This window comes from Rhizobium sp. SVR5-2C, assembly GCF_056755115.1.
Genome location: NZ_JBNDHT010000003.1, coordinates 93,350 through 116,587 on the forward strand (window position 1 = coordinate 93,350; position 23,238 = coordinate 116,587).

Genomic DNA, 23,238 nt, shown 5'->3' on the forward strand with positions numbered 1-23,238 from the left:
GGGCTTCTGGCCCGCGGACACGGCTTGTGATGAATGTGTCACAATGCAATTCCCATAAACAGGTTAAGGCGCTGTTCAGCACAGCGCCTCGGACTCAAATTAGAACAAATATGGAAACCGGACGGACGCCCGGTGACCTGTCAGGCGGCGCCGCGAAGCGCGACGCCTTTTTCCTGGAAGTGCTGCTGCAATTCACCGGCCTGGAACATTTCCCGCACGATGTCGCAGCCGCCGATGAACTCGCCCTTCACATAAAGCTGCGGGATCGTCGGCCAATTCGAATAATCCTTGATGCCCTGGCGGATTTCCGAATCGGCGAGCACATTGATGCCCTTATAATCGACGCCGAGATAGTCGAGAATCTGGACGAGCTGGCCGGAGAAACCGCACTGCGGAAACTGCGGCGTGCCCTTCATGAAAAGGACGACGTCGTTCGTCTTGACTTCGTTGTCGATGAATTCGTTGATACCGCTCATGAGACCTAATCCTTTCAACAGGCGAGTTAAAGGCCCGCCGTTTCAATCGCTAGCCTTAAATAGCATGCGCTGGCTCAAATTCCACCCGCCCCGACCAAAAAAGAACGTGTCTTTTGCGGGAATGCGGCGGCGATAGGAGCTGGAAAACTAGCGGCTGCGCTGCCTGCTGCGGCCGGCGGCGGTGCGGCGCTTGCTGACCTGCTTCCTCGCGGGTTTTGCGGTTGCGGCCTTGCGCGTGAAACGGCCGGTCGTGGGTGAGCGCGTTTGGCGCTTCTTCCGCTTCGTTGCGGTGCGGCCCGTCGTTTTCTTGAGGATCTCCTTTAGCACGCTTTCCACCACGCCACTCACCAGTTCCTTTACGATATCGGCCATGAACCCTCCCGCACCAAAAGCGTTGTCTGGCTATTGAATTCCTGATGCTTTCCGTTAGCAAGCGGCCTTCAGCGCTTCGGCGCTTTTTCCGCCGTATTTCAGATGCATGCGCTATTTGCGAATTGGCGAGGCCCGAGCCTGCCGGAAAGATATTTTGTGGAATTGATCAAGAAGAGGGTCGTGCTTCACTTCCCCGGTTTCGAGCCCCTGGATGGCAACGCCCATCGGATGCGTTACGAACGAGCGGCGAGTCAGAGCGGAAAAGTCTGGCGCTTCGAGGCAAAGATCTGCGAGTTGAATGCGTTCCACGGGTTTAGCAGTTTCGACGTGGCTGCCGCCTCCCATCTGTGGCGGACGGTGAGCAAGGTTCATGTTTTCGATCATGATGTGCTGGTCCAGCACCTTCGGGCGAAGTCGACGGCCAAGCGCATGCTCGACGGCTTTTTCGCCTGCGGACGCATCGTTACAGACGGGGGATTGGCTGGGTATTTCCGTCACGCGTGGCGCTTCGGTCTTTTCTTCATCTTTCCGTTTCTGCAGATGCTGCTCGGGCTGCTTCTGGCTGTGACGATTGCGCTCGCGCCGGCGGGCTTCGGCCTCCCGGCCTGGCATCTTGCATGGAGCCTGCCGGGGGCTGCGGCCTTCTTCGTCAATCTCTTCCTGCCGTTCGCAGAGCGCTTCTACACGCTGCATCTGTTCTCGGATTGGGAAATGGCGGTTGCGCTCGCCCGCATGGATCGCCCCGAGTTCAACGAATGGCTCGAGCGTTGTGCGGCAGCGGTGCGAGAGGCGCTGCAGGAGGAGGCCGACGAATATGTGATCTCGTCGCACAGCATGGGTGCGAGCGCGGCTGCGCACGTGATCGGAGCGCTGCTCGAAAAAGAGCCGGCGATCTTCGACGGCAAGACGGTCGTGTTTGCGTCGCTCGGTTCGGCGGTCCTGCAATGCGCGCTGCTATCGTCGGCAAAGACCTTGCGGGCGCGTGTAGGGCTGATCGCGCGTTGCCAATCCGTCTTCTGGCTCGACGTGCAATGCCTGACTGACGCCATTCACTTTTACAAGGTGCCGGTCGTTGCCGTGGCAGGTCATCCGGACGCGCCGCAGGCTAAGATGCAGTTCATCCGCGTCAAGCAGATGCTGACGTCCGATCATTACAGGAAGATCAAGCGGGATTTCCTTCGGGTGCACCGGCAGTATGTGCTGGGACCGGATCTGAGGGCAGCCTTCGACTTCACGCTGCTGACAGCCGGGCCTGTACCCGCCGCCCGTTTCGCCGACGGCGGACTGCAGAAGATGCCCGGCTTGTAACCGGGCATTCCTATTCTCGAAGCATCAATCGGGGGCCGATGTCTGCAGCGCCAGCGCATGCAGGATGCCACCCATGTTTCCCTTCAGCGCCTCGTACACCATCTGGTGCTGCTGTACGCGGCTCTTGCCTCGGAAGGCTTCGGCCACGACTTCGGCGGCATAGTGGTCACCGTCGCCAGCGAGGTCGCGGATCGTCACTTTGGCACCGGGGATCCCGGCCTTGATCATGTCTTCGATATCGCCGGGCTTCATTGGCATGATCGTTTACTCCTTGCGCATCATTCCGCAGCGATAACGGCTGCGGCGTCATTCATGAAATCAGGGAACCACGATTCATGGGCGCTGCGCAATTCCTGAATGGATAGCGAGAGCAGATCATCGATAACGAGTTCGCTGCCGGTCACCGGTCCCAGGCGCCGGAAGGGCACGCCAGCACCTTCCGCATTGGCGCAGATGAAGTTGGCGACGTCGGCCTTGACGGCAATGACATAGCGCGCCTGATCCTCGCCGAAGAGGAGCGCGTGCGGGGCGCCTTTGCCTTCGGCAAGCGTGACATGCATGCCCTTGCCCGCTGCCATCGCCATTTCGGCCAGCGCCAGCGCCAGGCCGCCTGAGGAAATGTCGTGGCAGGCCGTTGCCTGGCCGTTGCGGATGACCGAACGGACGAAGTCGCCGTTGCGGCGTTCCGCGAAAAGATCGACGTCCGGTGCCGGGCCATCACTGCTGCCTAGGATGTCGCGCAGATAGATCGAGGAGCCGAGGTGGCTGCCGTCGGTTCCGATCATGATCAGCTGGTCGCCATCGGCAGCGCTGCCGATGCGGGCCATCGCCTTCCAGTCGGGCAGCAGGCCGACGCCTGCAATCGTCGGCGTCGGCAGGATCGCGACACCGTTGGTCTCATTGTAGAGCGACACGTTGCCGGAAACGATCGGGAAGTCGAGCGCACGGCAGGCTTCGCCGATGCCCTTCACGGCTTCGACGAATTGGCCCATGATTTCCGGTTTCTCGGGATTGCCGAAATTGAGGTTATCCGTTGCTGCCAGCGGCTCCGCACCGGTCGCAGTGATGTTGCGCCAGCATTCGGCGACGGCCTGCTTGCCGCCCTCGAACGGGCAGGCTTCGACGTAGCGCGGGGTGACGTCGGACGAGAAGGCAAGCGCCTTGGTCGGGTGGCCCTCGACGCGGACGACGCCGGCATCGCCGCCCGGAAGCTGCAGCGAATTGCCCTGGATCAGTGTGTCGTACTGTTCGTAAACCCAGCGGCGGCTCGACTGGTTCGGCGAGCCGACGAGCTTGAGCAGTGCCTGGCTGTAATCTTCCGGTGCAGCAACGAGTTCTGCGGGCAGGGGAGCTCGCTTGCCGGACTCGCGCCACGGACGGTCGTATTCCGGCGCCTGGTCGCCGAGGTCCTTGATCGGCAGGTTGGCGACTTCCTCGCCCTGATGGGCGACGCGGAACCGCAGATCGTCCGTGGTCGTGCCGACGATTGCGAAATCGAGGCCCCACTTGTGGAAGATCGCCTCGGCTTCCTTTTCCTTCTCCGGGCGGAGGACCATGAGCATACGCTCCTGGCTTTCGGAGAGCATCATTTCGTAAGCGGTCATCTGCTCTTCGCGAACCGGAACCTTGTCGAGTTCGAGCAGGATGCCGAGGTCACCCTTGGCGCCCATTTCGACCGCAGAGCAAGTGAGGCCGGCGGCCCCCATGTCCTGAATGGCGATGACGGCGCCTGTCTTCATCAGTTCAAGGCAGGCTTCGAGCAGGCACTTCTCGGTGAAGGGGTCGCCGACCTGAACCGTCGGGCGCTTTTCCTCGATCGACTCGTCGAATTCCGCCGAGGCCATTGTCGCGCCACCGACGCCGTCACGACCGGTCTTGGCGCCGAGATAGACGACCGGAAGGCCGACGCCCTTGGCTTCTGATAGGAAGATGGCATTCGACTTCGCGAGACCCGCGGCAAAGGCGTTGACGAGGATGTTGCCGTTGTAGCGTTCGTCGAACTCCACCTCGCCGCCGACGGTCGGAACGCCAAAGGAATTTCCATAGCCACCGACACCTGAAACGACGCCGGAAACGAGGTGGCGGGTCTTTGGATGGTCAGGTTCGCCGAAACGAAGGGCGTTCATGGCGGCGATCGGGCGGGCGCCCATGGTAAAGACATCGCGCAGGATGCCGCCGACACCGGTTGCCGCACCCTGATAGGGTTCGATGTAAGACGGGTGGTTGTGGCTCTCCATCTTGAAGACGACGCAATCGCCGTCATCGATATCGACCACGCCGGCATTTTCGCCGGGGCCCTGGATGACACGCGGACCCTTGGTCGGCAGCGTGCGCAGCCACTTTTTGGAGGATTTGTAGGAGCAATGCTCGTTCCACATGGCCGAGAATATGCCGAGTTCGGTGAAGGTCGGCTCGCGCCCGATCAGTTCCAGTATCCGCTGATATTCATCCGGCTTCAGGCCGTGGCTGGCGATGAGTTCGGGGGTGATCGGGCGGGTATTGGATATGGTCATGAGCTCTCGAAAGTCCCTGCCGTTGCGCGTTTGCGGTGTCTTTAGCTTATGTAAGGGCGGCGCGCGACAGGAAAATGCCCGCCGTCAACAAACAGCGGGCGGCAGGCCTTTTAATGCTGCAAGTGCCTAGAATTTGTACCCGAGTTGGACGCCCGCGCGGGTCATGCCCTCATTGGGGCCGTCGCAAAGATTTGCATTCGAGGAATGGGCAACCTGCGCCATGACATTCCAGTGGTTGTCGAAACGGTAGCCCGCGCCGATATACTCGTGGAACAACACGCGGCAGCCGAGCGCGGGGCCATCGTCGTTCTTGTCGAGTTCGCCAGTGTGAATGACGCCGCCGAAACCGGCCTCGGCAAAAAGCTTATCGGTAAAGTTGGCAGTCCAGGAAAAGCCGGTGAAGAACTGGGTCGCTTCACCCTCCGTTCCAATCGACGTACCGAGATGGATACGCGGGCGCGCAAGCGTCTGGGTCCAGGTCGTGGCGGAATCGGCACCAAACGGATCGAAAAAGACGGTAACTTCCGGAAAGATGCCGTCTTCCCGCTCGTGGCCGCCCTGGATCGACGTCGAGGCGCCAAAGCGCAGCTCATCGAATATCTGGTCCTGCGCATAGGCAGATGCCGAGACCTCGGTGATGTCAGCCAGCAGCGCCAACAAGACGATACCCATGGAACGCAATACGCAGTCGCGATCAAGTATCGCCATCCGCCGCTCTCCTCACTCCGCACAATCGCGCGCCACGAGGGAGTGTTAGCATGAGTCGAGGCGCGATCCAGTGTGCGGTCGACGTTTTGTCTTCGTGACTCCAATTTGCCGCAGCATCAGATTTCGCCGATATACGCCGAACCGCCGCCCTCAAGAAGGCTCCGCAAAATGATCAGGCCGTTTTTAAGCTCATCCTTGCTCTTCGATGAGGAGAAGCCGATGCGCACGCGGTGATAGACCCTGTCCGCACGGGCGACCTTGAACTCATCCTCGTCATCGACAAGCACGCCGTCGCGGAAGGCTGCGTTCTTGAAGGTACCGGACATCCAGGGGTCCGGAAGCCTCAGCCAGAGGAAGGGAACATGCGGATGCGATTCGAAATCGAAGCCATCCAGCGATTCACGAGCTAGCCGCTCGCGTGCGGCAAGTTCGGTGACGCTTGCCTTGCGCATGGCGTGCGCACTGCCGCTTTCCACGAGACGCGCGCAAGTCTCCGCCAGAATGAACGACAAGCCCCCCGTGATCATCTTATGCGTGACCTTGATCCGTTGGGCGAAATGCGGGGGGCAGGCGACCCATCCGCCGCGGACGCCGGCAGCGACCGATTTCGAAAGCCCGTTGACGAGGAAGGTACGATCCGGCGCAAGCGAGGTAAGCAATGGTGTTTCGTCGCCGGTCATGCCGCCGTAGAGGTCGTCTTCGATGAGCCAGACGCCATGCTTGCGGGCCGTTGCCACAATCGCCGCGCGGCGCTCGTACGGCATGGTCGCCAGCGTTGGATTGTGCGCCGTCGGCATCAGGAAGGCGAGTTTCGGATGCTGCTGGACACACAGGCGCTCGAAATCATCGGGAAGGACGCCGTTCTCATCTGAATCGACCGTGATCGTTCGCCGCCCCAGCAGGCGGGCGCTGCGGCTTACCTGCGTGTAGCTCAGGTTTTCAAAGACGATCTTGTCACCGGGCGAGGACACCGCGGAAATGATGGAGATGGCTGCCGCGTGCGCGCCGAGTGTCGGAACGATATTTTCCGTCTGAGGCGTCCAGCCATTTCGTGCCAGCCATTGCTGACCGGCCTGGAACCAGTTGCGCGGGAACTTGCGGGAGTAGGAGGAGATTTCGGAAATGTTCTGCTCGCCGATCTCCGCCAGGATCTGACCGATGATCCTGCCTTGGCCGAGATCAGGTGCTGCGGTGGTGTCGAACCGGATCTTGTCCGCCGGCGCGTCGAGGACACGTGTGCCGCCAAGCGAAATCGTCAACGGATCGGCCTGCTCGCTCGGCGGTGTCTGCGCCCGATCAAGCACATAGGTCCCGCGGCCGACTTCGCCGGCCACCAGTCCGCGCTCGTGAACAAGGGCATAGGCCCGACCAACGGTGCCAATCGTCACGCCGATATCATAGGCAAGGTTTCGCTGCGGCGGCAATTTGCTACCTGCGGCGAGGGTGCCCGCGGCAATGGCGGATTCGATGCTGTCGGCCAGACGCATATAGACCGGGCCGGAGCCGCGCGATAGATCAGGGAGCCAATTTGTCATGGTAACAATTCGATAGATTGTCACCATTCGACTGTCAAGGATATGAATCAATCATCAGCAACGGCGCGGATTTTAGACGGCGATGTCCATCTTACCGAAGATTGATCAGAGCATTGTAACGATTGTGCCTGTGAACAAGCAGGACAAATTGGAAGGCGTCATCCGGCAGCGGACGCTGTTGGCGAGAATCCTAGAGAGGCTGTCTTCCTGGAGCGAGAAACGCCAAGGGCGCAAGGTCTTGCGGGAGATGTCGGATTGGCAATTGAGCGATATCGGTCTTGAGCCCGCCGATGCAGCCAAGGAAGTCAGTAAGTCGTTCTTTTGGGATTGATCAACGGCAAGCCTTGCCGCCACCCGACCATCGGGTCACGTCGGCGGCAATGCGACCGGCGACCGGCTCGGACATCATCGGACCGAATGCCTGCAGCCGGGCAGGGTTGCCTTCGGCCTGGACAACGAGCAGCGGCCTGCCTTCCGGAGTGTTCTTGTGGACGACCAGGATGCGCGGCCGGCCGGAGAAGGAGGTCAGTTCCGGTGCCAGGCGATAGGCTGCGAAGGCAGCGTCGCCGGATTTGAACCAGCACGAATTGGCGCCGACGGCAACGCGCTCCATCGTCGACAGCGCATCGCGAGCAGGGCCCGAAGACGGGGCGTGGGACTGGCACGACGAAACCAGAAAGCCCATCGCACCGATAGTTGCGACGGCGGCGATATTCGTGGAAAGACGCATCAATCTGCTCCGGTGAACCTGTCGAATGCGTCTTACGCGGCGAAGGTTAAGCAGCGATTACGTCGAGCGCCGAAGCAAACAGGCCGCGTCCGTCGGAACCGCCATGGGCGGCCTCGATGAGGTTTTCCGGATGCGGCATCATGCCGAGCACGTTGCCCTTGGCATTCATCACGCCGGCAATATCATTCATGGAGCCGTTTGGGTTGGTGCCTTCTGCATAGCGGAAAACCACCTGACCGTTGCCTTCGATCGCCGCCAGCGTTTCGGCATCCGCGAAATAGTTGCCGTCGTGGTGAGCAACCGGAGAGCGGATGATCTGGCCCTTGGCATAGGCGCGGGTGAAGTCGGTATCGGCGTTGACGACTTCGAGCTTGATTTCGCGGCAGACGAACTTCAGCGAGGCGTTGCGCATCAGCGCGCCGGGCAGGAGGCCTGCTTCGACGAGGATCTGAAAGCCGTTGCAGACGCCAAGTACCTTTACGCCCTTCTGAGCCTTGTCGATGATCGCCTGCATGACGGGCATGCGTGCGGCAATCGCCCCGCAGCGCAGATAGTCGCCATAAGAAAAGCCGCCCGGTATGACGATCAGGTCGACGCTATCCGGAATCTCGGTCTCGGTCTGCCAGACGGTGACCGGCGCCTTGCCGGAAATCTTGGTGAGCGCGGCGATCATGTCGCGGTCGCGATTGAGGCCCGGGAGTTGAACGACGGCTGATTTCATGGGTGCGGTTCAAACCTTGCTTGTGCTTCTGCCAATTCTCGAAGTTCGAGACGATTTTCTATGCGTTCGAGCCGATCTTCATGCCGTGCAAGGACTCCATAGATGTTATGAATATCCTGCTGCATCGAAATCATCGTACCGCGCATGCTATGCATTTCGCTCCGGATTTCTCCGAGAGAAACATCGATCTTGTCGATACGCTGGTGCATCTTTCTCAACAACTCATACGTGAGCTCTTGATTCACTTCAGCCATCTCAAAATCTCCGCAACCTTTAGTCGAGAGAAATAGTATAGTTCTCGATTACCGTGTTGGCGAGGAGTTTCTCGCACATCGCCTTGAGGTCGGCCTCAGCCTTGGCCTTGTCTGCGCCTTCGAGCTCCAGGTCGAACACCTTGCCTTGACGGACATGGCCGATGCCGGCGAAGCCGAGGCCGGTAAGGGCGCCTTCGATTGCCTTGCCCTGCGGATCGAGAACGCCGTTTTTCAGCGTGACGGTTACACGAGCCTTAATCACTTCTTCTTCCCTGTCTTTGACCAGAACGTCTTACTTGACCAAAACGGGGCCAGTGCCGCGCACAGGCTCGTTTTCGTTGATGATGCCGAGGCGGCGCGCGACTTCGGAATAGGCTTCGAGAAGCCCGCCCATATCGCGGCGGAAACGGTCCTTGTCCATTTTCTCACGGGTTTCGATATCCCAGAGGCGGCAGGAGTCGGGCGAAATCTCGTCGGCGAGGATGATGCGCATCATGTCGCCTTCAAAGAGGCGGCCGCATTCGATCTTGAAATCGACAAGCTGGATACCGACGCCGAGGAAGAGGCCGGTCATGAAGTCGTTGACGCGGATCGCAAGCGCCATGATGTCGTCGAGCTCGGCCGGGTTCGCCCAGCCGAAGGCCGTGATGTGCTCTTCGGAAACCATCGGATCGTCCAGCGCATCCGACTTGTAGTAGAATTCGATGATCGAGCGCGGCAGCACGACGCCTTCTTCGATGCCGAGCCGCTTGGCAAGCGAACCGGCGGCGACATTGCGCACGACGATCTCGAGCGGGATCATTTCCACTTCGCGGATCAACTGCTCGCGCATGTTGAGCCGCCGGATGAAGTGGGTCGGAATGCCAATCTTGTTCAGATGGCTGAAGATGTACTCCGAAATCCGGTTGTTCAGAACGCCCTTGCCATCGATGACTTCGTGCTTCTTCTTGTTGAAGGCCGTGGCGTCGTCCTTGAAGAACTGGATCAACGTGCCGGGTTCCGGTCCCTCATATAAAATCTTGGCCTTGCCCTCGTAGATACGGCGGCGACGGTTCATTTTAATTGTTCTCTATCGTTGGCGCTCTTGGGATGGCGCAAGTGGATCGATCTCGTGGCGTCCCCATAAAGGAAAAGGGAGAGTTTCACAATGTGCCTGTCATTCCTTCCCCGGATTCCTGATATTTAGGAACGCCGCTCAAGAGAATCGAAGATTTTCTAAGACAAGTTTACAGTTTTTCGTGAACCTGTGGAATCAAAGCCGTTCTCTCCGCTTATGCGGATTTATTTGCGCGGCTGCCATTGAGCGGCTGGCGGGCGGCGCCTTTGGGGCGGCGAGAGGCGGTTTCGCCCTGCCGCCAGTGTTCGTCGCGTACAAAAGCCGGAACCTGCGAGGCCGGCATCGGCCGGGCCAATGCATAGCCCTGCAGCGTGTCGCAGCCGAGATCGCGAAGGATGCGGACATGATCCGTCGTTTCGACGCCCTCGGCAGTAACACCGATGTTCAGCGAACGGCCGATGTCGATGATCGAGCGGACAAGTTTTCTCTGCTCGGCCGATTGCGGCAGCATGCGGATCAGTTCCCGATCGATCTTAAGTCTGCGCGGGCTGAGCTTGAGCAGGCTGACGATCGAGGCGCGACCTGTCCCAAAGTCATCGATCTCGATATCTATACCAAGCTTGCGGAATTGCCGCAGATTGGCGAGGACCGCGTCATCGCAGTCGTCGAGCGATATGGATTCCAGCAGCTCAAAGGAGACGACGCCCGGTTCGATTTTCTGAGCCCGCAGCTTCTTGGCAAGGCCCGGATCGGCCAGCCGCCGTGAGGAGACGTTGACCGAGATTTTCGGCGTGACGAAACCCTCCTCGGCCCAGCCGGCCCGATCGGCGAGCGCCTTTTCAAGGATAAGCGCATCGATCGTCGAAACCGCATCGAGATCTTCGGCTATCGTCAAGAAGTGGTCCGGTGCGAGCAGTCCGTGCTCCGGATGCCGCCACCTGGCGAGCGTCTCGACTCCGGCGACGTCCAGGGTGCGGGCATCGAACTGCAATTGATAGTAGGGAATGAATTCGTCGCGCTCGAGTCCCAGCAGTATCTCATCCGATAGCCGTTTGACGGCGATGATGTTGCGGCGGGCGTCCTTTGAAAAGAACTCATGCCGATTGCGGCCCGAGGCTTTGGCCCGGTAAAGCGCAATGTCAGCATTGAGCAGCAGTTGCCTTGGGTCGAGCTCCGGGCCGCCGTCGGCGGCAATACCGATGCTGGCGCCGAAACGGCAGTCGTGCCCCTCGTAGCGAACCGGCTTGTTGAGCTCGCGAATGATGCGGACAGCGATGTTGGAAAGCTTCTTGGACGCACTGTCGATCGTACAGAGCACGACGAACTCGTCCCCGCCAATGCGGGCAACGAAATCGGTGGAGCGTACGCACCCCTTCAGCAACTTGGCTGCGTGTTTCAACATCGCATCGCCTGCACGATGACCGAGCGTGTCGTTGATCTGCTTGAAGCGATCGAGATCGATATGCAGGACCGCGAGCGTCAGGCCGTTCTCGCGGCACGTGGCGGCGCGTTCATCGAGCATGCGGTCGAGATAACGCCGGTTTGGCAGACCGGTGAGATAATCATGAAGGGCCAGGTGTTCGATGCTTGCCCTGGCGGCTTCGAGCTCCTGATTGCGGGCTTCCGCCAGCTCCTTGGCCTTCTGCAGATCGTTGCGAAGATTGACTTCTTCAGTGACATCCCAGCTGGCGCCGACCAACTTTCGCTTGCCTTCCGCATCAAGGAAGAAGGCCGATCGGGAGCGAATGACCCGTTCGGCGCCGTCGCCTCGGATGATGCGAAACTCCTGCAGCAGACCGCGATCCTTTTCCAGGCTTTCGCTGAGGCTGTTCAGCGTGCACTCTCGATCGTCGGGATGCAGCGCCTGCTCCCATTCTTCGGCGCGCTTTATGCGTGGCGTCCCTTCGACCCCGTACATCGTCAGGAGGCGATCATCCCATTCCACCATTCCGGCCTCGAGATCGGCTTCGAATACGCCGATCCGCGTGATTTCGAGTGCAAGATCGAGCCTGCGCGAAAGCTGTTCGAGCATTTCCTCCGATCGCTTGCGGGCAGTGATGTCCGTGTCCGTGCCGACGATGCGGGCAGGGGCGCCGCTTTCGTCCCATTCCACGCAGGCGCCGCGGCATTCGATCCAAACCCAGTGGCCCTGCCTGTGGCGTTCGCGGTATTCGAAGACGTGATAGTCCGGGTCGCCGGCGATCTGCTTCGGGATGGCCTCAATGACGTAATCGCGGTCATCGGGATGAAGAAGCGTCAGCCATTCCTCGTATTTCCCCTGGTAATCTTCGTCCACGGGCATGCCGCGGATTTCTTTCCAGGTGTCGGAATAGTATTTGGTTCCGGCGCGATCGTTGTGATCCCAGACGCCAAGCCCGGAGCCGACGAGGGCGTAATTCCAGCGGCTCTCCCTATCGGCCAGATCGGATGGATCCCGCGCCTGCATCCGCTTTGCCGAAGCCTTGGGCTTGCCGTCAATCTTGCTCGCGCTTTTCTTTTCTTGCTGCTTCAAACGGCGTCTCGCTGAATTTCGCGTTCTGGTAGTCTGAAGTCATTCAATAAAATAATTCTTAAGCGGATCCCGAAATGCTGTTCAATCTTGGGATGTCCACAGGTTACGGTTTCAGCCGGCTCAAAAATTGCGCGAAGACCATCGTCCCCTCCGGCCATGGGCCATGGCCGGACTCGGCGTTGATATGGCCGGACTCGCCGGCATCAATCAAAAACGAGCCCCAGCTTGCGGCAATGTCGTCCGCGTGTTCGTAGCTGCCGAAGGGATCGTTGCGGCTCGCCACCATGATCGCAGGGAATGGCAGCGGATCGCGCGGGTAGGGGCCGAACGTCATCAAATGCTTCGGGCGGATATTCGGGTTGGTGACCTCGGGCGGCGCCACGAGGAAGGCGCCTGCCACCTTGTTCCTGAACTGCGGAATTGCATGGATCGCCGAGGGGATGCCGAGTGAATGAGCGACAAGAACCACGGGGCGCGTGGAGGCATTCACCTCCTCGGCGATGCGCGCCACCCAATCGTCGCGTACCGGCTTCGACCATTCCGCCTGCTCGACGCGCCGCGCCGTGCTGAGCTTCGCTTGCCAGCGGCTTTGCCAGTGTTCCGGACCGGAATTCGTATAGCCCGGGATGATGAGAATATCTACGTCAGACGCTTTCATGATGCCGCCGATGTGAGAAAGCTTGGCCCTTCTGTCAAGGGAAAGGCGACAACAGCCACTAAATTAGTTATCATCGCGCCATTGCCGGTTGCGGTTTCTCGTGTCGGCTGAGTTATGGCCGATACTTTTCCGCCGCCGGTTGATCGGCTCACGGAGGAGAAAGCCATGACGGCATTTCATGTAATGACAGGAGCCGGCGAGCGCTACGCACGCCTTGCCATCAACAAAATCAGTATCTCGGACGTGTTCGACGCGCTGCGGCGCGGCATCGATGATTTTCGCGAGAAGCCTTCCCATTACGTGTTCCTGTGCCTCATGTACCCGATCGCCGGCATTTTCCTTGCGCTGGCGACATCGGACGCCAACCTCCTGCCGATAATCTTCCCGTTGATGTCCGGTTTCGCACTGGTCGGCCCGATTGCCGCAATCGGGCTCTACGAAATCAGCCGCCGCCGCGAGGCTGGGCTCGATACTTCATGGAAACATGCGCTCGAAGTCAGGCACTCGCCGGCCTTGCCGTCCATCATCGTCGGCGGGTTGCTGTTGTTCGGCTTTTTCATCGTCTGGCTGGTGGCAGCGCAGACACTTTACACGAGCTTGTTCGGAGATGTCTTCCCGCGATCGATCGGCGTGTTCCTCTCGCAGATTTTCAGCACGCCTCAGGGAATGCAGCTGATTGTCTGGGGCAATCTTCTGGGCTTGGTCTTCGCCATTGTCGTTCTGGCGACCACAGTCGTCACGTTCCCCCTACTGCTTGATCGCGACGTAGGATTGGTCGCTGCGATGGCGGCTTCCATCCGTGCGACGGTCCGCAATCCGGTGCCGGTTTTCCTATGGGGCCTGATTGTCGCGGCGGCGCTCGTCATCGGCACGATCCCGTTGTTTGTGGGCCTGGCGCTGGTGATGCCTATCCTCGGGCACGCGACATGGCATCTCTACAGAAAGCTGGTCGCGCCGGCCTGACAGGAAATGCAGTCTGCACGTTAGCCTGATGGAACCTGAAAACCTCCTTCCAAGTTACTTAACAGTGCTTTGAGGGAGGTTTTTCATGGGAACGCCGCAGCACGTCTTTGCGCGCTTCGCCACCAAGGTATCGGAATGGGCGGGCAAGCCGGTGATCTTTGTCCTGGCGCTCGTGGCAGTTGTTATTTGGGCTGTCCTCGGCCCGGTCTTCGACTATTCGGAAACATGGCAGCTGGTCATCAATACCGGCACCACGATCGTCACCTTCCTGATGGTATTCGTGCTGCAGAACGCGCAGACGCGCGACACGCGGGCGATCCAGGCGAAGCTCAACGAGATCATCCTGACAAGCCAGGCCGAGAACCGCTTCATCGGTATCGAGCATCTCGATGAAGAGGACCTGGAGCATCTGGATCGACTCGTCGCGAAAGCTGCGAAGGGACAGGCTCAGGCGGCGGTGAGCCGCGTGCGGCAACAAGACGAAGGAAACGGCAAGAGATCGCAGAACGGCAAGCGTCCTGGCTTATCGAGATCGCGAAAGCAGAAGTGAAAACGGCGCCATCGGCGCCGTTTTATGCATGGCGTCAGGATTAACCGAAAACGCGTTTGAAGATCGTGTCGACGTGCTTGGTGTGGTAGCCGAGGTCGAACTTCTCGCGGATATCCTCTTCGGATAGTGCCGCGCGGACTTCCTGGTCAGCGAGCAGCTCTTCAAGAAAGTCCCTGCCCTGTTCCCAGACCTTCATGGCATTCCGCTGCACGAGGCGGTAGGCATCTTCGCGGGAAACCCCGGCCTGCGTCAGCGCCAGCAGCACGCGCTGGGAATGCACGAGACCGCGAAACTTGTTGAGGTTCTTCTCCATGTTCTCGGGATAGATGACGAGCTTTTCGATCACTCCGGCGAGGCGGTTCAAGGCAAAATCCAGCGTAACCGTCGTATCCGGTCCGATGGCGCGTTCGACGCTCGAATGGCTGATGTCCCGCTCATGCCACAGTGGCACGTTTTCCAGCGCCGGAACGACCGACATGCGCACCAGACGGGCAAGGCCGGTCAGGTTTTCGGTAAGCACAGGATTGCGCTTGTGCGGCATGGCCGACGAGCCCTTCTGGCCGGGCGAGAAGAATTCCTCGGCCTCCAGAACCTCTGTGCGCTGCATGTGACGGATTTCGATCGCCACGTTTTCGATCGAGGAGGCGATGACGCCGAGCGTGGCGAAGAACATCGCATGGCGGTCGCGCGGAATGACCTGGGTTGAAACCGGCTCCGGCGTCAGGCCGAGCTTTGCGCAGACATGCTCCTCGACGCGCGGGTCGATGTTGGCGAAGGTACCGACAGCACCGGAGATCGCACCGGTGGCGATTTCGGCGCGCGCGGCGACGAGGCGAGCGCGGTTGCGGTCCATCTCGGCGTAGAAGCGGGCGAGGGTGAGCCCCATGGTGGTCGGCTCGGCGTGGATGCCATGGCTGCGGCCAATACGAATGGTGTCCTTGTGCTCGAAGGCGCGCGCCTTGAGGGCGGCGAGCACGCGGTCCATGTCGGCGAGCAGGATGTCGGCGGCGCGCACTAGCTGGATGTTGAGCGTCGTGTCGAGCACGTCGGACGATGTCATGCCCTGATGCACGAAGCGGCTGTCCGGCCCAACGAATTCGGCGAGATGGGTCAGAAACGCGATGACGTCATGCTTCGTGACGGCTTCGATCTCGTCGATGCGGGCCACGTCGAAGTTTGCGGCATTGCCTTTTTCCCAGATGGTCTTTGCCGCCGACTTCGGAATGACGCCGAGTTCGGCAAGAGCGTCGCAGGCATGCGCTTCGATTTCGAACCAGATGCGGAACTTGGTTTCGGGCGACCAGATGGCGACCATCTCTGGGCGGGAGTAACGCGGGATCATGGCTCACTGCTTTCGTTGAGAGAAAATTTTCTGGCGCCCCTGTACCAAAGACGGGCGGCAATCTCAACGCATGCGTCGTGCCAGCGCATAGCTGGTCGCAAGCAGGCAGACGAGGCCGAGGGGCAGGAAGAGCCGCATGCCAAGCACCAGGAACTGATAGACCGAGCTCGCGCCCGTGACCATGAACTGGAACATCCATGTGAGGCTACCAAAGGGCGCGTGCCAGCGTGAGTAGAAGTAGCGGTAGTCCATGGAAAAGAGAAATGCCGTCATCAGCATCGTGCCCGCCGTCAGGCAGACGAAGAAGGCGGCAAACCGCGTTTCGATGCGGCGCCGATGGGCAAAGAAGCGGGCGAGCGGCAGCATGAACGGCCAGGATAAAAGTCCCCCGGCAAAATAAAGAACCGCCAATTCGATCGCGTGGTGCGTCTCCAGGCGGTTGCGCAGAAAAAGGGCCGTCACCGCCGACGCCATCATCATGAGGCCCCAGAGTGCTGCGCCGCCGAGCAGATCGGGATAAGGCGGTATGGCAGCGCGTATCCGGCCCATCGTCAGCAATGAACCCGACTTTTGGCCGCAGCTCTCGATCGCATGCCACACAGACCTGCCGGACGGGCGACCGATCGGCGTAGTGTCATGAACGGCCGGCCTCCGCAGCGCTGCGCAGCTCGCTGATGGTGGACCGGTAAGCTTCGATGGAGCCGCCTTTGAAGATCGCCGAGCCGGCGACGAGCACGTTGGCGCCCGCCTTGGCGATCATCGGCGCGGTTTCGACCGCAACGCCGCCATCCACTTCGAGTTCGATCGGCCTGTCACCGATCAGGGACTTGGCGGCGGCAATCTTCTGGGTCATTGCCGGAATGAACTTCTGGCCGCCGAAGCCGGGATTCACAGACATGATGAGGACGAGGTCGACATCGTCGAGGACGTTCTCGATTGCCGAAAGCGGCGTTGCCGGATTGATCGTCACGCCGGCCAGCTTGCCCAGGTTGCGGATCGTCTGCAGCGAGCGATGCAGATGCGGACCTGCTTCGGCATGAACGGTGATGCGGTCGCAGCCCGCCTTGGCAAAGGCTTCCAGATAAGGGTCGGCCGGAGAAATCATCAGATGGCAGTCGAAGGTCGCCTCCGTGTAGGAGCGCAGCGACTTGATGACGTCAGCGCCGAAGGAAATGTTCGGGACGAAATGGCCATCCATGACATCGAGGTGGACCCAGTCCGCGCCCGCCGCGACGACGTCGCGCACTTCCTGGCCGAGCTTTGCAAAGTCCGCGGCAAGAATGGAGGGGGCGATCCGGATCGGCAGGGTCATGAAACTCTCTTTCTCGTCAGGCAACTCGCGGCCATTTAGCAGGGCGCGGCCAATCGGGCAACAGCATGGCAGTGTTCAGTAAACTCCGCGTAAGCGGCTTATTCTAGTCTTGAAGGGCTGGAACGCGAAATGCACCATCACGCCACTCCAGCAGCCTGTAAGGGTTGTCGGAAAGCTCGTGGCCGGCGGTGAACGACAGATCGCCGAGCGGCGTCTGGAAGGTCGTGCCGATAAGCTTCTCGGCGATTGGCTTTCCTTCAGCCACGGCCGCTGTTGCCGCCTGCTGCGCGATCGCTGCGGCGGCAGCCGCGGGAAGGACGTAGCCTTCAGGCTCGATGCCCTGCGCCCGCAATGCCCTTACCGCGGTTTCTGCCGCCGGAGCGTCGGCATATTCCGGTATTGTAACGGCCCGCACTCCATCCCTCATGGCTATGGGCTGGTTTGCGGCGCGCATCGCATCCCCGCTCAGAATGTCGAGCGGAATTTTTTCCGCTGTGGCATCGCGGGCGATTACTGCGACGTCGGCGCGATCGCCGCCGATGAAAACCTTGGTCGCTCCGGCTCTCTTCAGGCGGCGGACGAGGGCGATCTGCTGCTCCTGACCCGGACGGTAGGTGTCGGTGAAGACCGGCTTCAGCCCCTTTTCCTCGAGCGCATTTCTGACGGCCTCGGTCAACTCGCGGCCATGGATGGTGCCGTCCTCGATGAGTGCGATCGGGTCCGCCGCCCAGTCGCGGAGGATCACTTCGATAATGCGTGCAGCCTCGGCGCCATCGGGCGGTGCCAGGCGAAACAGCGGCCAGCCGTTCTTCAATGCATCCTCCATCAGGATGCGGGCGCGCACCGAGACGGTGATTGCTGGGATATTGGCTTCCTTCAGTTTCGGCAGCGCCCCTTCGAGCGTCTCGCTACAGAGAAAGCCGATCGCGACCTGCACCTTGGCATTCACCAGCGCATCGGCAATCGCGCCGCCGCTGTTTTCCTCGCAAGGTTCGTTGATTGTGATAACTGTATTGCCGTCCTTGGTGATCTGATAGTTTGCCCCGGCAAAGACCTGCGCACCGAGCTGTTGAAGGCTCCCGCTCTGGGGAGCGACGACGCCGATCGTGACACCTGCGGCATGGCTTTCCGCCGCTGCAAGAAACAGCATCGAAAAAGCAGCTATGCCACGCAGAATGTTCATGAAAATCGACGGCTCCCTTTCGTGCTTCATGTTCTTTTATCTGCCCGGAGGTAATCGTCAAAGAAAAACAGGCGAATACGCCGTATTTCGTCGGCTTCGTTGTAGAAAAGATAACGGATGACCTCCATATTAGCGGCACAAGAACGAGCGGCGGGGGCCGCAGGAGACCATATTTGCTAAGCAGGCAGCCGATCGATCCGCAGCTTTATCGCGATGCCATGAGTCGCTTTGGTGGTCATGTGCAACTTGCGACGACGGCGCTCGGCGAGGCGCGGCGTGGGGTTACGATCACCGCGGCCTGCTCGGTCTCCGATAGCCCGGCCTGCGTGCTTGCCTGCCTCAACAACAGCAACCCGAAGAACGAGATCTTTTTCCGGAGCGGCATTTTCGCGCTGAACACGCTTGGCGCGCATCATCAGGCGCTCGCGGACGCGTTCTCAGGACGCACGCCGATGGACGACGAGGAGCGGTTTGCGACCGGCAAATTCGGCAAGCTCGTCACCGGCGCCCCCGTGCTCTGGGATGCGCTTGCCTCGTTCGATTGCAGGGTCATGGAGATCAAGGAGATGTCGACCCACCACATCATTTTCGGTGAGGTCGTGGGCGTGCATTTCAACGAAACAAAACCGGCGCTGCTCTATATGAACCGGGACTATCACACGCTATAACTCCCCTGAATCGGAGGAGAAATGCCTGATCATTCGCTGCCGCCTGCGTCCATCGACGAGACGATTGCCATGCTGGCTACGCAGGACTATCTGGCAGGCAGGTCGCTCGCGACGGTTCTTTTTCTTGCCTTGAAGATGAAGCGGCCGCTGTTTCTCGAAGGAGAGGCTGGCGTCGGCAAGACCGAGATCGCAAAGGTCCTGTCGAAGGCGCTCGATCGTCCGCTCATCCGGCTGCAGTGCTACGAAGGCCTTGATATCGCATCCGCCGTCTACGAGTGGAACTATCCGGCCCAGATGCTGGAGATCAGGCTTGCCGAAGCCTCGGGCCTGACCGACCGCGGCCGTATCGAGTCCGATATCTTTTCCGAGCGCTATCTCATCCGCCGCCCCGTGTTGCAGGCGCTTTCCTCGGCCGACGGCCGTGCTCCTGTCTTCCTGATCGACGAGCTCGATCGCACCGACGAGGCGTTCGAGGCCTTTCTGCTGGAGGTGCTTTCGGATTTCCAGGTGACGATACCCGAACTCGGCACAGTCAAGGCGGCCGAGCCGCCGATCGTCATCATCACGACGAACCGGACACGCGAAGTGCACGACGCGCTCAAGCGCCGCTGCCTCTACCATTGGGTCGATTATCCGCAAGCCGCGCAGGAACTGGAAATCATCCGCCGGAAGGTCCCTGGCTGCAATGAGGCTCTCTCGCAGCAGATCGTGGCCTACGTGCAGAAACTACGCACGCTCGACCTTTTCAAGAATCCCGGCGTCGCCGAGACGATCGACTGGGCGACCGCGCTGACCGAGCTCGACCGTCTGGCGCTCGATCCGGATACGATCTCCGATACGATCGGTACGCTGCTCAAATACCAGGACGACATTGCTCGTATCCAAGGCAGCGAAGGGGCTCGCGTCCTTAACGACGTCAAGGACGAGCTCAGGGCGACGGGTTAGAGATGGAAACGCAGCCAGCGCATGATGGTATCGTGGTTCCGCCGGTGCCGCCGGGCGAGGGGCGGTTTGCCGATAATATCGTCTTCTTTGCGCGAACGCTCCGTAAGGCCGGCCTCAAGATCGGTCCGGCTTCCATTGCCGATGCAATCGAGGCCGTCGAGGCGATCGGCATGGGATCGCGCGAGGAATTCCATGCGGCACTCTTTTCCGTTTTCGTCAAACGGCATGAGGACAAGCCCGTTTTCGACGAAGCTTTCCGGCTTTTCTGGCGTTCCCGCGATCTGGTGGAGAAGATGATCGCGATGATGTCGCCGCGCGCGCCGGACAACCGCGAAAAGGAAAAGGCGAAAGCGGGCGAAACGCGCGTCAGCGATGCGCTTCTGGGCGATCAGCGCTGCAACAAGCCTCCGCGTGAGGAACCGGACATCGAAATCGATGCGCGTTTCACGACTTCCGGCAACGAGGTGTTTCGCCGAATGGACTTCGCGCAGATGTCGGCGTCGGAAATTGCGCTGGCGAAGAAAGAGCTGAGCCGGCTGCAATTGCCGCTCGACGCCGTCCGGACACGGCGGTTCAGGCCATCGCACGTTCACCGGTTGGTCGATCCTCGCGCCACGATGCGCTCGGCGCTGCGCACGGGCGGCTCGCTGATCCTGCCGCGCTATCGCGAACAGAAGGAAATCCGGCCGCCATTGGTGGTTCTTGCGGATATTTCCGGCTCGATGAGCCAGTACACCCGCATCTTTCTGCATTTTCTCCACGCGCTGACCGAGCGTCGCCGCCGCGTCCACACGTTCCTCTTCGGAACGCGGCTCACCAATGTTACCCGGCAGATGCGTCATAAGGATCCGGACGAAGCGTTGGACGAATGCGCTGCCGCCGTGAAGGACTGGTCAGGCGGCACGCGCATCGGCGAAACGTTGAAGGATTTCAACCGGCTGTGGGGGCGACGGGTGCTCGGGCAGGGTGCACTCGTGCTGTTGATCACCGACGGGCTGGAGCGTGAAGGCATTGAACTGCTCTCGGCGGAGATCGACCGGCTGCACCGATCCTGCCGGCGGCTAATCTGGCTTAATCCGCTTTTGCGTTTCGAGGGGTTCGAACCTCGGGCGCGCGGCGTGCGCGCGATGCTGCCGCATGTTGACGAATTCCGCCCGGTTCACAATCTATCATCTTTGAGCGATCTTGCTGCGGCGCTTGGTACGGGCAATTCGTCAACGTATGATCCACGGCGCTATCTCGACAGAATGAGAGGCTTGGCATGAGCGAGACGTCTTACGGTCTCGATCCGCTGATGAAGGCGGAGGAGTGGAAAAAGAGCGGCCGCGATGTGGCTGTCGCGACTGTGATCGAAACCTGGGGCTCGGCGCCGCGTCCGGTCGGAAGCCATCTGGTGATCGATGGCGAGGGCAATTTCGAGGGTTCGGTTTCCGGCGGCTGCGTCGAAGGCGCGGTCATTGCCGAGGCGATGGATGTGATCGGCGACGGCAAGGCTAAGATGCTGGAGTTCGGCGTCGCCGACGAGACCGCCTGGCGCGTCGGGCTATCCTGCGGCGGCCGCATCCGCGTCTTTGTCGAAAGGCTCGGCTGATGGACGCTGCCAATCTGGAACGGTTGAATGCCGCCCGACGGGCGCGCAAGGCCGTCATGCTGGTGACGGACATGGAGCGTGGAACGGATCGCGTGATCGTCGAAGGCGGGCCGGTCGATTCTGCGCTGAGCGACGCGGTCGCGGCGACGTTCCGCTCCGGCAAATCGGGGACCTACGAGATCGATGGGGCGAGATACTTTCTGAACGTGCATCTGCCGCCGCCGCATATCGTCATCATAGGCGCGGTGCATATCAGCCAGATTCTCGCGCAGATGGCGGCTCTTGCAGGTTTCGATGTCCGCATCATCGATCCGCGGACGGCCTTCGCCACCCCGGAGCGTTTCGCCAGCATAGACTTGGTGGCCGACTGGCCGGTCGATGTCTTGAAGGATCGTCCGCTCGACGCCTACACTGCCGTCGTCGCGGTTACGCACGACCCGAAGATCGACGACTTTCCGATTGCCGAGGCGCTCAGAACCGGCTGCTTTTATGTCGGCGCGCTCGGCAGCCGCAAAACCCACGGCTCGCGTATCGAGCGACTCCGGATGGAAGGTTTTTCCGACGGCGAGCTGGCGAGGATCAACGGCCCGATCGGGCTTAATATCGGCGCATCCAGTCCGGCAGAAATAGCCGTCGCGATTCTGGGGCAGATCATTCAGGCGTTGCGCTCTCGCGACGTAACGTCGCCGAAAGGTGACTAGGCATGATCTTTGGTGAGTTCAGTATCGAAAGTGCCGAGGGGCTTGTCCTCGCCCATTCCATCAAGGTGGCCGGCGGCGCCTTGCGGAAAGGCCATGTGGTTGAAGCTGCGGACATCGAGCAGCTGAAGAGTTCTGGCATCGAAAAGATTGTTGCCGCCCACCTGGAGGATGGCGATCTCGACGAGGACGAAGCCGCGACCCGTCTCGGGCAGGCAATTGCACCCGATCACCTCCGCTTTTCGGAGGCGGCGACCGGCCGCGTCAACATCCATGCGGCCGTTGACGGCCTGTTCGTGGCGAACCGTGAGGCTGTCGATCGGCTGAACCGCATCGATCCGGCGATCACGCTCGCCTGTCTAGCCGACCATACGCGCATCAGCGCAGGCGATATGGTGGCGACCTTCAAGATCATCCCACTGGCGGTCCCGGGCGCCAAGGTCGATGCCGCCTGTGCGGAACTTCACGCGAGTTCGCCCTTCGAGGTCAAGCCGTTTGCCGAATACGCGGTTTCCCTCATCGCGACCGAATTGTCCTCGCTGAAGGTCTCCGTGATGGACAAGACGGCGCGGATATTGGAGCGGCGCCTGGAGGGGTCCGGCAACCGGCTCCTGCGGGAACGACGGGTGCCGCACGAGACGAAGGCGCTCGCCGCATCGATCAAGGACGTTATGGCGATTTCCGAGCAGGCGCCGAAGCTGGTGATCGTCTTCGGAGCGTCTGCTGTCATCGACGAGGCGGATGTCATTCCACAGGCGATACGCGAGGCGGGCGGCAATATTCTCAGCGTCGGCATGCCGGTCGATCCGGGGAACCTGATGGTTCTCGGCCGCATCGGGGCAACGTATGTGGTCGGCGCTCCGGGCTGTGCCCGCAGTCCGAAGGAAAACGGTTTCGACTGGGTGCTTGATCGCATTCTGGCGGGCGAGCGGCCGGGTGCGCGCGAAGTGACCGGCATGGGCGTTGGAGGCCTGCTGATGGAGATACAATCACGGCCGCAGCCGCGCGACGTGCATGCCGGAGCGCTGTCTCTTATACACATCTCCGAGCCCACGAGACGCGTAGTAATCTGGGGGGGGGGTTTTTTTTTTGGAGAGGGGGGGGGGGGGGGGGGGGGGGGGGGGGGGGGGGGGGGGGGGGGG

General features: G+C 60.6%; 27 protein-coding genes. 10 read left to right on the forward strand and 17 right to left on the reverse strand.

Features of this window, described 5'->3' with window-relative positions; genetic code table 11:
• Nucleotides 1-140 precede the first annotated feature (140 nt).
• Both grxD and ACPYOI_RS01755 read right to left on the reverse strand, forming a co-directional pair.
• Entirely contained in the window at nucleotides 141-476 is a 336-nt protein-coding gene (grxD, locus tag ACPYOI_RS01750) for a Grx4 family monothiol glutaredoxin (RefSeq protein ID WP_481414967.1), read from the reverse strand.
• 147 nt (nucleotides 477-623) lie between these two features.
• Complete coding sequence (locus ACPYOI_RS01755; protein ID WP_481414968.1) at nucleotides 624-848, reverse strand: hypothetical protein; 225 nt, start codon at nucleotides 846-848, stop codon at nucleotides 624-626.
• 156 nt (nucleotides 849-1,004) lie between these two features.
• On the opposite strand from ACPYOI_RS01755, the gene ACPYOI_RS01760 reads away from it, so the two are divergent.
• Nucleotides 1,005-2,156, forward strand: coding sequence for a hypothetical protein (locus ACPYOI_RS01760; protein ID WP_481414969.1), 1,152 nt, complete (start codon nucleotides 1,005-1,007; stop codon nucleotides 2,154-2,156).
• A 24-nt stretch (nucleotides 2,157-2,180) separates the two neighbouring features.
• On the opposite strand, the gene ACPYOI_RS01765 is transcribed toward ACPYOI_RS01760, so the two are convergent.
• From ACPYOI_RS01765 to ACPYOI_RS01780, 4 genes are all read right to left on the reverse strand, one after another.
• Complete coding sequence (locus tag ACPYOI_RS01765) at nucleotides 2,181-2,414, reverse strand: BolA/IbaG family iron-sulfur metabolism protein (RefSeq protein ID WP_007789538.1); 234 nt, start codon at nucleotides 2,412-2,414, stop codon at nucleotides 2,181-2,183.
• 20 nt (nucleotides 2,415-2,434) lie between these two features.
• A complete protein-coding gene (gene purL / locus ACPYOI_RS01770; RefSeq protein WP_481414970.1) occupies nucleotides 2,435-4,669 on the reverse strand; it encodes a phosphoribosylformylglycinamidine synthase subunit PurL in 2,235 nt (744 codons plus the stop codon).
• 126 nt (nucleotides 4,670-4,795) lie between these two features.
• Nucleotides 4,796-5,341 (reverse strand): acyloxyacyl hydrolase, encoded by a 546-nt coding sequence (locus ACPYOI_RS01775; RefSeq protein WP_481415002.1) that lies wholly within the window; start codon nucleotides 5,339-5,341, stop codon nucleotides 4,796-4,798.
• Between the two features lie 152 nt (nucleotides 5,342-5,493).
• Nucleotides 5,494-6,912 (reverse strand): aminotransferase-like domain-containing protein, encoded by a 1,419-nt coding sequence (locus ACPYOI_RS01780; protein WP_481414971.1) that lies wholly within the window; start codon nucleotides 6,910-6,912, stop codon nucleotides 5,494-5,496.
• A gap of 82 nt (nucleotides 6,913-6,994) precedes the next feature.
• Between ACPYOI_RS01780 and ACPYOI_RS01785 the strand changes: the two genes are divergently transcribed.
• Nucleotides 6,995-7,243 carry a DUF1127 domain-containing protein gene (locus ACPYOI_RS01785; protein WP_481414972.1) on the forward strand — a complete coding sequence of 83 codons (249 nt, stop codon included), beginning with the start codon at nucleotides 6,995-6,997 and terminating at the stop codon, nucleotides 7,241-7,243.
• Here ACPYOI_RS01785 and ACPYOI_RS01790 read toward each other — a convergent pair whose 3' ends face one another.
• The 7 genes from ACPYOI_RS01790 to ACPYOI_RS01820 form a co-directional block, all read right to left on the reverse strand.
• Nucleotides 7,244-7,642 carry a hypothetical protein gene (locus tag ACPYOI_RS01790; RefSeq protein WP_481414973.1) on the reverse strand — a complete coding sequence of 133 codons (399 nt, stop codon included), beginning with the start codon at nucleotides 7,640-7,642 and terminating at the stop codon, nucleotides 7,244-7,246.
• 46 nt (nucleotides 7,643-7,688) lie between these two features.
• Complete coding sequence (gene purQ, locus ACPYOI_RS01795; protein WP_481414974.1) at nucleotides 7,689-8,363, reverse strand: phosphoribosylformylglycinamidine synthase subunit PurQ; 675 nt, start codon at nucleotides 8,361-8,363, stop codon at nucleotides 7,689-7,691.
• Nucleotides 8,360-8,617, reverse strand: coding sequence for a hypothetical protein (locus ACPYOI_RS01800; protein ID WP_481414975.1), 258 nt, complete (start codon nucleotides 8,615-8,617; stop codon nucleotides 8,360-8,362). The genes purQ and ACPYOI_RS01800 overlap by 4 nt, the downstream gene beginning before the upstream one ends.
• A 19-nt stretch (nucleotides 8,618-8,636) precedes the next feature.
• Nucleotides 8,637-8,879, reverse strand: coding sequence for a phosphoribosylformylglycinamidine synthase subunit PurS (gene purS, locus ACPYOI_RS01805; protein ID WP_168831149.1), 243 nt, complete (start codon nucleotides 8,877-8,879; stop codon nucleotides 8,637-8,639).
• Nucleotides 8,880-8,909: 30 nt separating this feature from the next.
• Nucleotides 8,910-9,674: a phosphoribosylaminoimidazolesuccinocarboxamide synthase gene (gene purC / locus ACPYOI_RS01810; RefSeq protein WP_168831150.1), complete on the reverse strand. Its 765-nt coding sequence runs from the start codon at nucleotides 9,672-9,674 to the stop codon at nucleotides 8,910-8,912.
• Between the two features lie 214 nt (nucleotides 9,675-9,888).
• Nucleotides 9,889-12,120 carry a putative bifunctional diguanylate cyclase/phosphodiesterase gene (locus ACPYOI_RS01815; RefSeq protein WP_481415003.1) on the reverse strand — a complete coding sequence of 744 codons (2,232 nt, stop codon included), beginning with the start codon at nucleotides 12,118-12,120 and terminating at the stop codon, nucleotides 9,889-9,891.
• Nucleotides 12,121-12,289: 169 nt separating this feature from the next.
• Nucleotides 12,290-12,844, reverse strand: a complete 555-nt coding sequence (locus ACPYOI_RS01820) for an RBBP9/YdeN family alpha/beta hydrolase (RefSeq protein ID WP_481414976.1) — start codon at nucleotides 12,842-12,844, stop codon at nucleotides 12,290-12,292.
• Between the two features lie 165 nt (nucleotides 12,845-13,009).
• On the opposite strand from ACPYOI_RS01820, the gene ACPYOI_RS01825 reads away from it, so the two are divergent.
• Together ACPYOI_RS01825 and ACPYOI_RS01830 are read left to right on the forward strand one after the other, a co-directional pair.
• Entirely contained in the window at nucleotides 13,010-13,807 is a 798-nt protein-coding gene (locus ACPYOI_RS01825; protein WP_481414977.1) for a DUF2189 domain-containing protein, read from the forward strand.
• 85 nt (nucleotides 13,808-13,892) lie between these two features.
• Nucleotides 13,893-14,357: a low affinity iron permease family protein gene (locus ACPYOI_RS01830; protein WP_481414978.1), complete on the forward strand. Its 465-nt coding sequence runs from the start codon at nucleotides 13,893-13,895 to the stop codon at nucleotides 14,355-14,357.
• Between the two features lie 40 nt (nucleotides 14,358-14,397).
• Here ACPYOI_RS01830 and purB read toward each other — a convergent pair whose 3' ends face one another.
• The 4 genes from purB to ACPYOI_RS01850 form a co-directional block, all read right to left on the reverse strand.
• Nucleotides 14,398-15,699, reverse strand: a complete 1,302-nt coding sequence (gene purB, locus ACPYOI_RS01835; RefSeq protein WP_481414979.1) for an adenylosuccinate lyase — start codon at nucleotides 15,697-15,699, stop codon at nucleotides 14,398-14,400.
• A gap of 63 nt (nucleotides 15,700-15,762) precedes the next feature.
• Nucleotides 15,763-16,248, reverse strand: coding sequence for a hypothetical protein (locus tag ACPYOI_RS01840; RefSeq protein WP_168831302.1), 486 nt, complete (start codon nucleotides 16,246-16,248; stop codon nucleotides 15,763-15,765).
• An 85-nt stretch (nucleotides 16,249-16,333) separates the two neighbouring features.
• Complete coding sequence (rpe, locus tag ACPYOI_RS01845) at nucleotides 16,334-17,011, reverse strand: ribulose-phosphate 3-epimerase (RefSeq protein ID WP_168831155.1); 678 nt, start codon at nucleotides 17,009-17,011, stop codon at nucleotides 16,334-16,336.
• A 103-nt stretch (nucleotides 17,012-17,114) separates the two neighbouring features.
• A complete protein-coding gene (locus tag ACPYOI_RS01850; RefSeq protein ID WP_481414980.1) occupies nucleotides 17,115-18,194 on the reverse strand; it encodes an ABC transporter substrate-binding protein in 1,080 nt (359 codons plus the stop codon).
• Between the two features lie 173 nt (nucleotides 18,195-18,367).
• Between ACPYOI_RS01850 and ACPYOI_RS01855 the strand changes: the two genes are divergently transcribed.
• From ACPYOI_RS01855 to ACPYOI_RS01880, 6 genes are all read left to right on the forward strand, one after another.
• Entirely contained in the window at nucleotides 18,368-18,862 is a 495-nt protein-coding gene (locus ACPYOI_RS01855; protein ID WP_481414981.1) for a flavin reductase, read from the forward strand.
• Nucleotides 18,863-18,883: 21 nt separating this feature from the next.
• Nucleotides 18,884-19,807, forward strand: a complete 924-nt coding sequence (locus ACPYOI_RS01860; protein ID WP_481414982.1) for an AAA family ATPase — start codon at nucleotides 18,884-18,886, stop codon at nucleotides 19,805-19,807.
• 2 nt (nucleotides 19,808-19,809) lie between these two features.
• The gene (locus ACPYOI_RS01865) at nucleotides 19,810-21,072 is read left to right on the forward strand and encodes a vWA domain-containing protein (RefSeq protein WP_481414983.1); all 1,263 of its coding nucleotides are present in this window, start codon (nucleotides 19,810-19,812) and stop codon (nucleotides 21,070-21,072) included.
• The gene (locus ACPYOI_RS01870; protein WP_481414984.1) at nucleotides 21,069-21,398 is read left to right on the forward strand and encodes an XdhC family protein; all 330 of its coding nucleotides are present in this window, start codon (nucleotides 21,069-21,071) and stop codon (nucleotides 21,396-21,398) included. Before ACPYOI_RS01865 ends, ACPYOI_RS01870 begins: the two co-directional genes overlap by 4 nt.
• Nucleotides 21,398-22,099: an XdhC family protein gene (locus ACPYOI_RS01875; RefSeq protein ID WP_481414985.1), complete on the forward strand. Its 702-nt coding sequence runs from the start codon at nucleotides 21,398-21,400 to the stop codon at nucleotides 22,097-22,099. Before ACPYOI_RS01870 ends, ACPYOI_RS01875 begins: the two co-directional genes overlap by 1 nt.
• A 2-nt stretch (nucleotides 22,100-22,101) precedes the next feature.
• Nucleotides 22,102-23,238 (forward strand): molybdopterin-binding protein (locus ACPYOI_RS01880; RefSeq protein ID WP_481422497.1); only part of this gene is annotated, 1,137 nt, incomplete at its 3' end.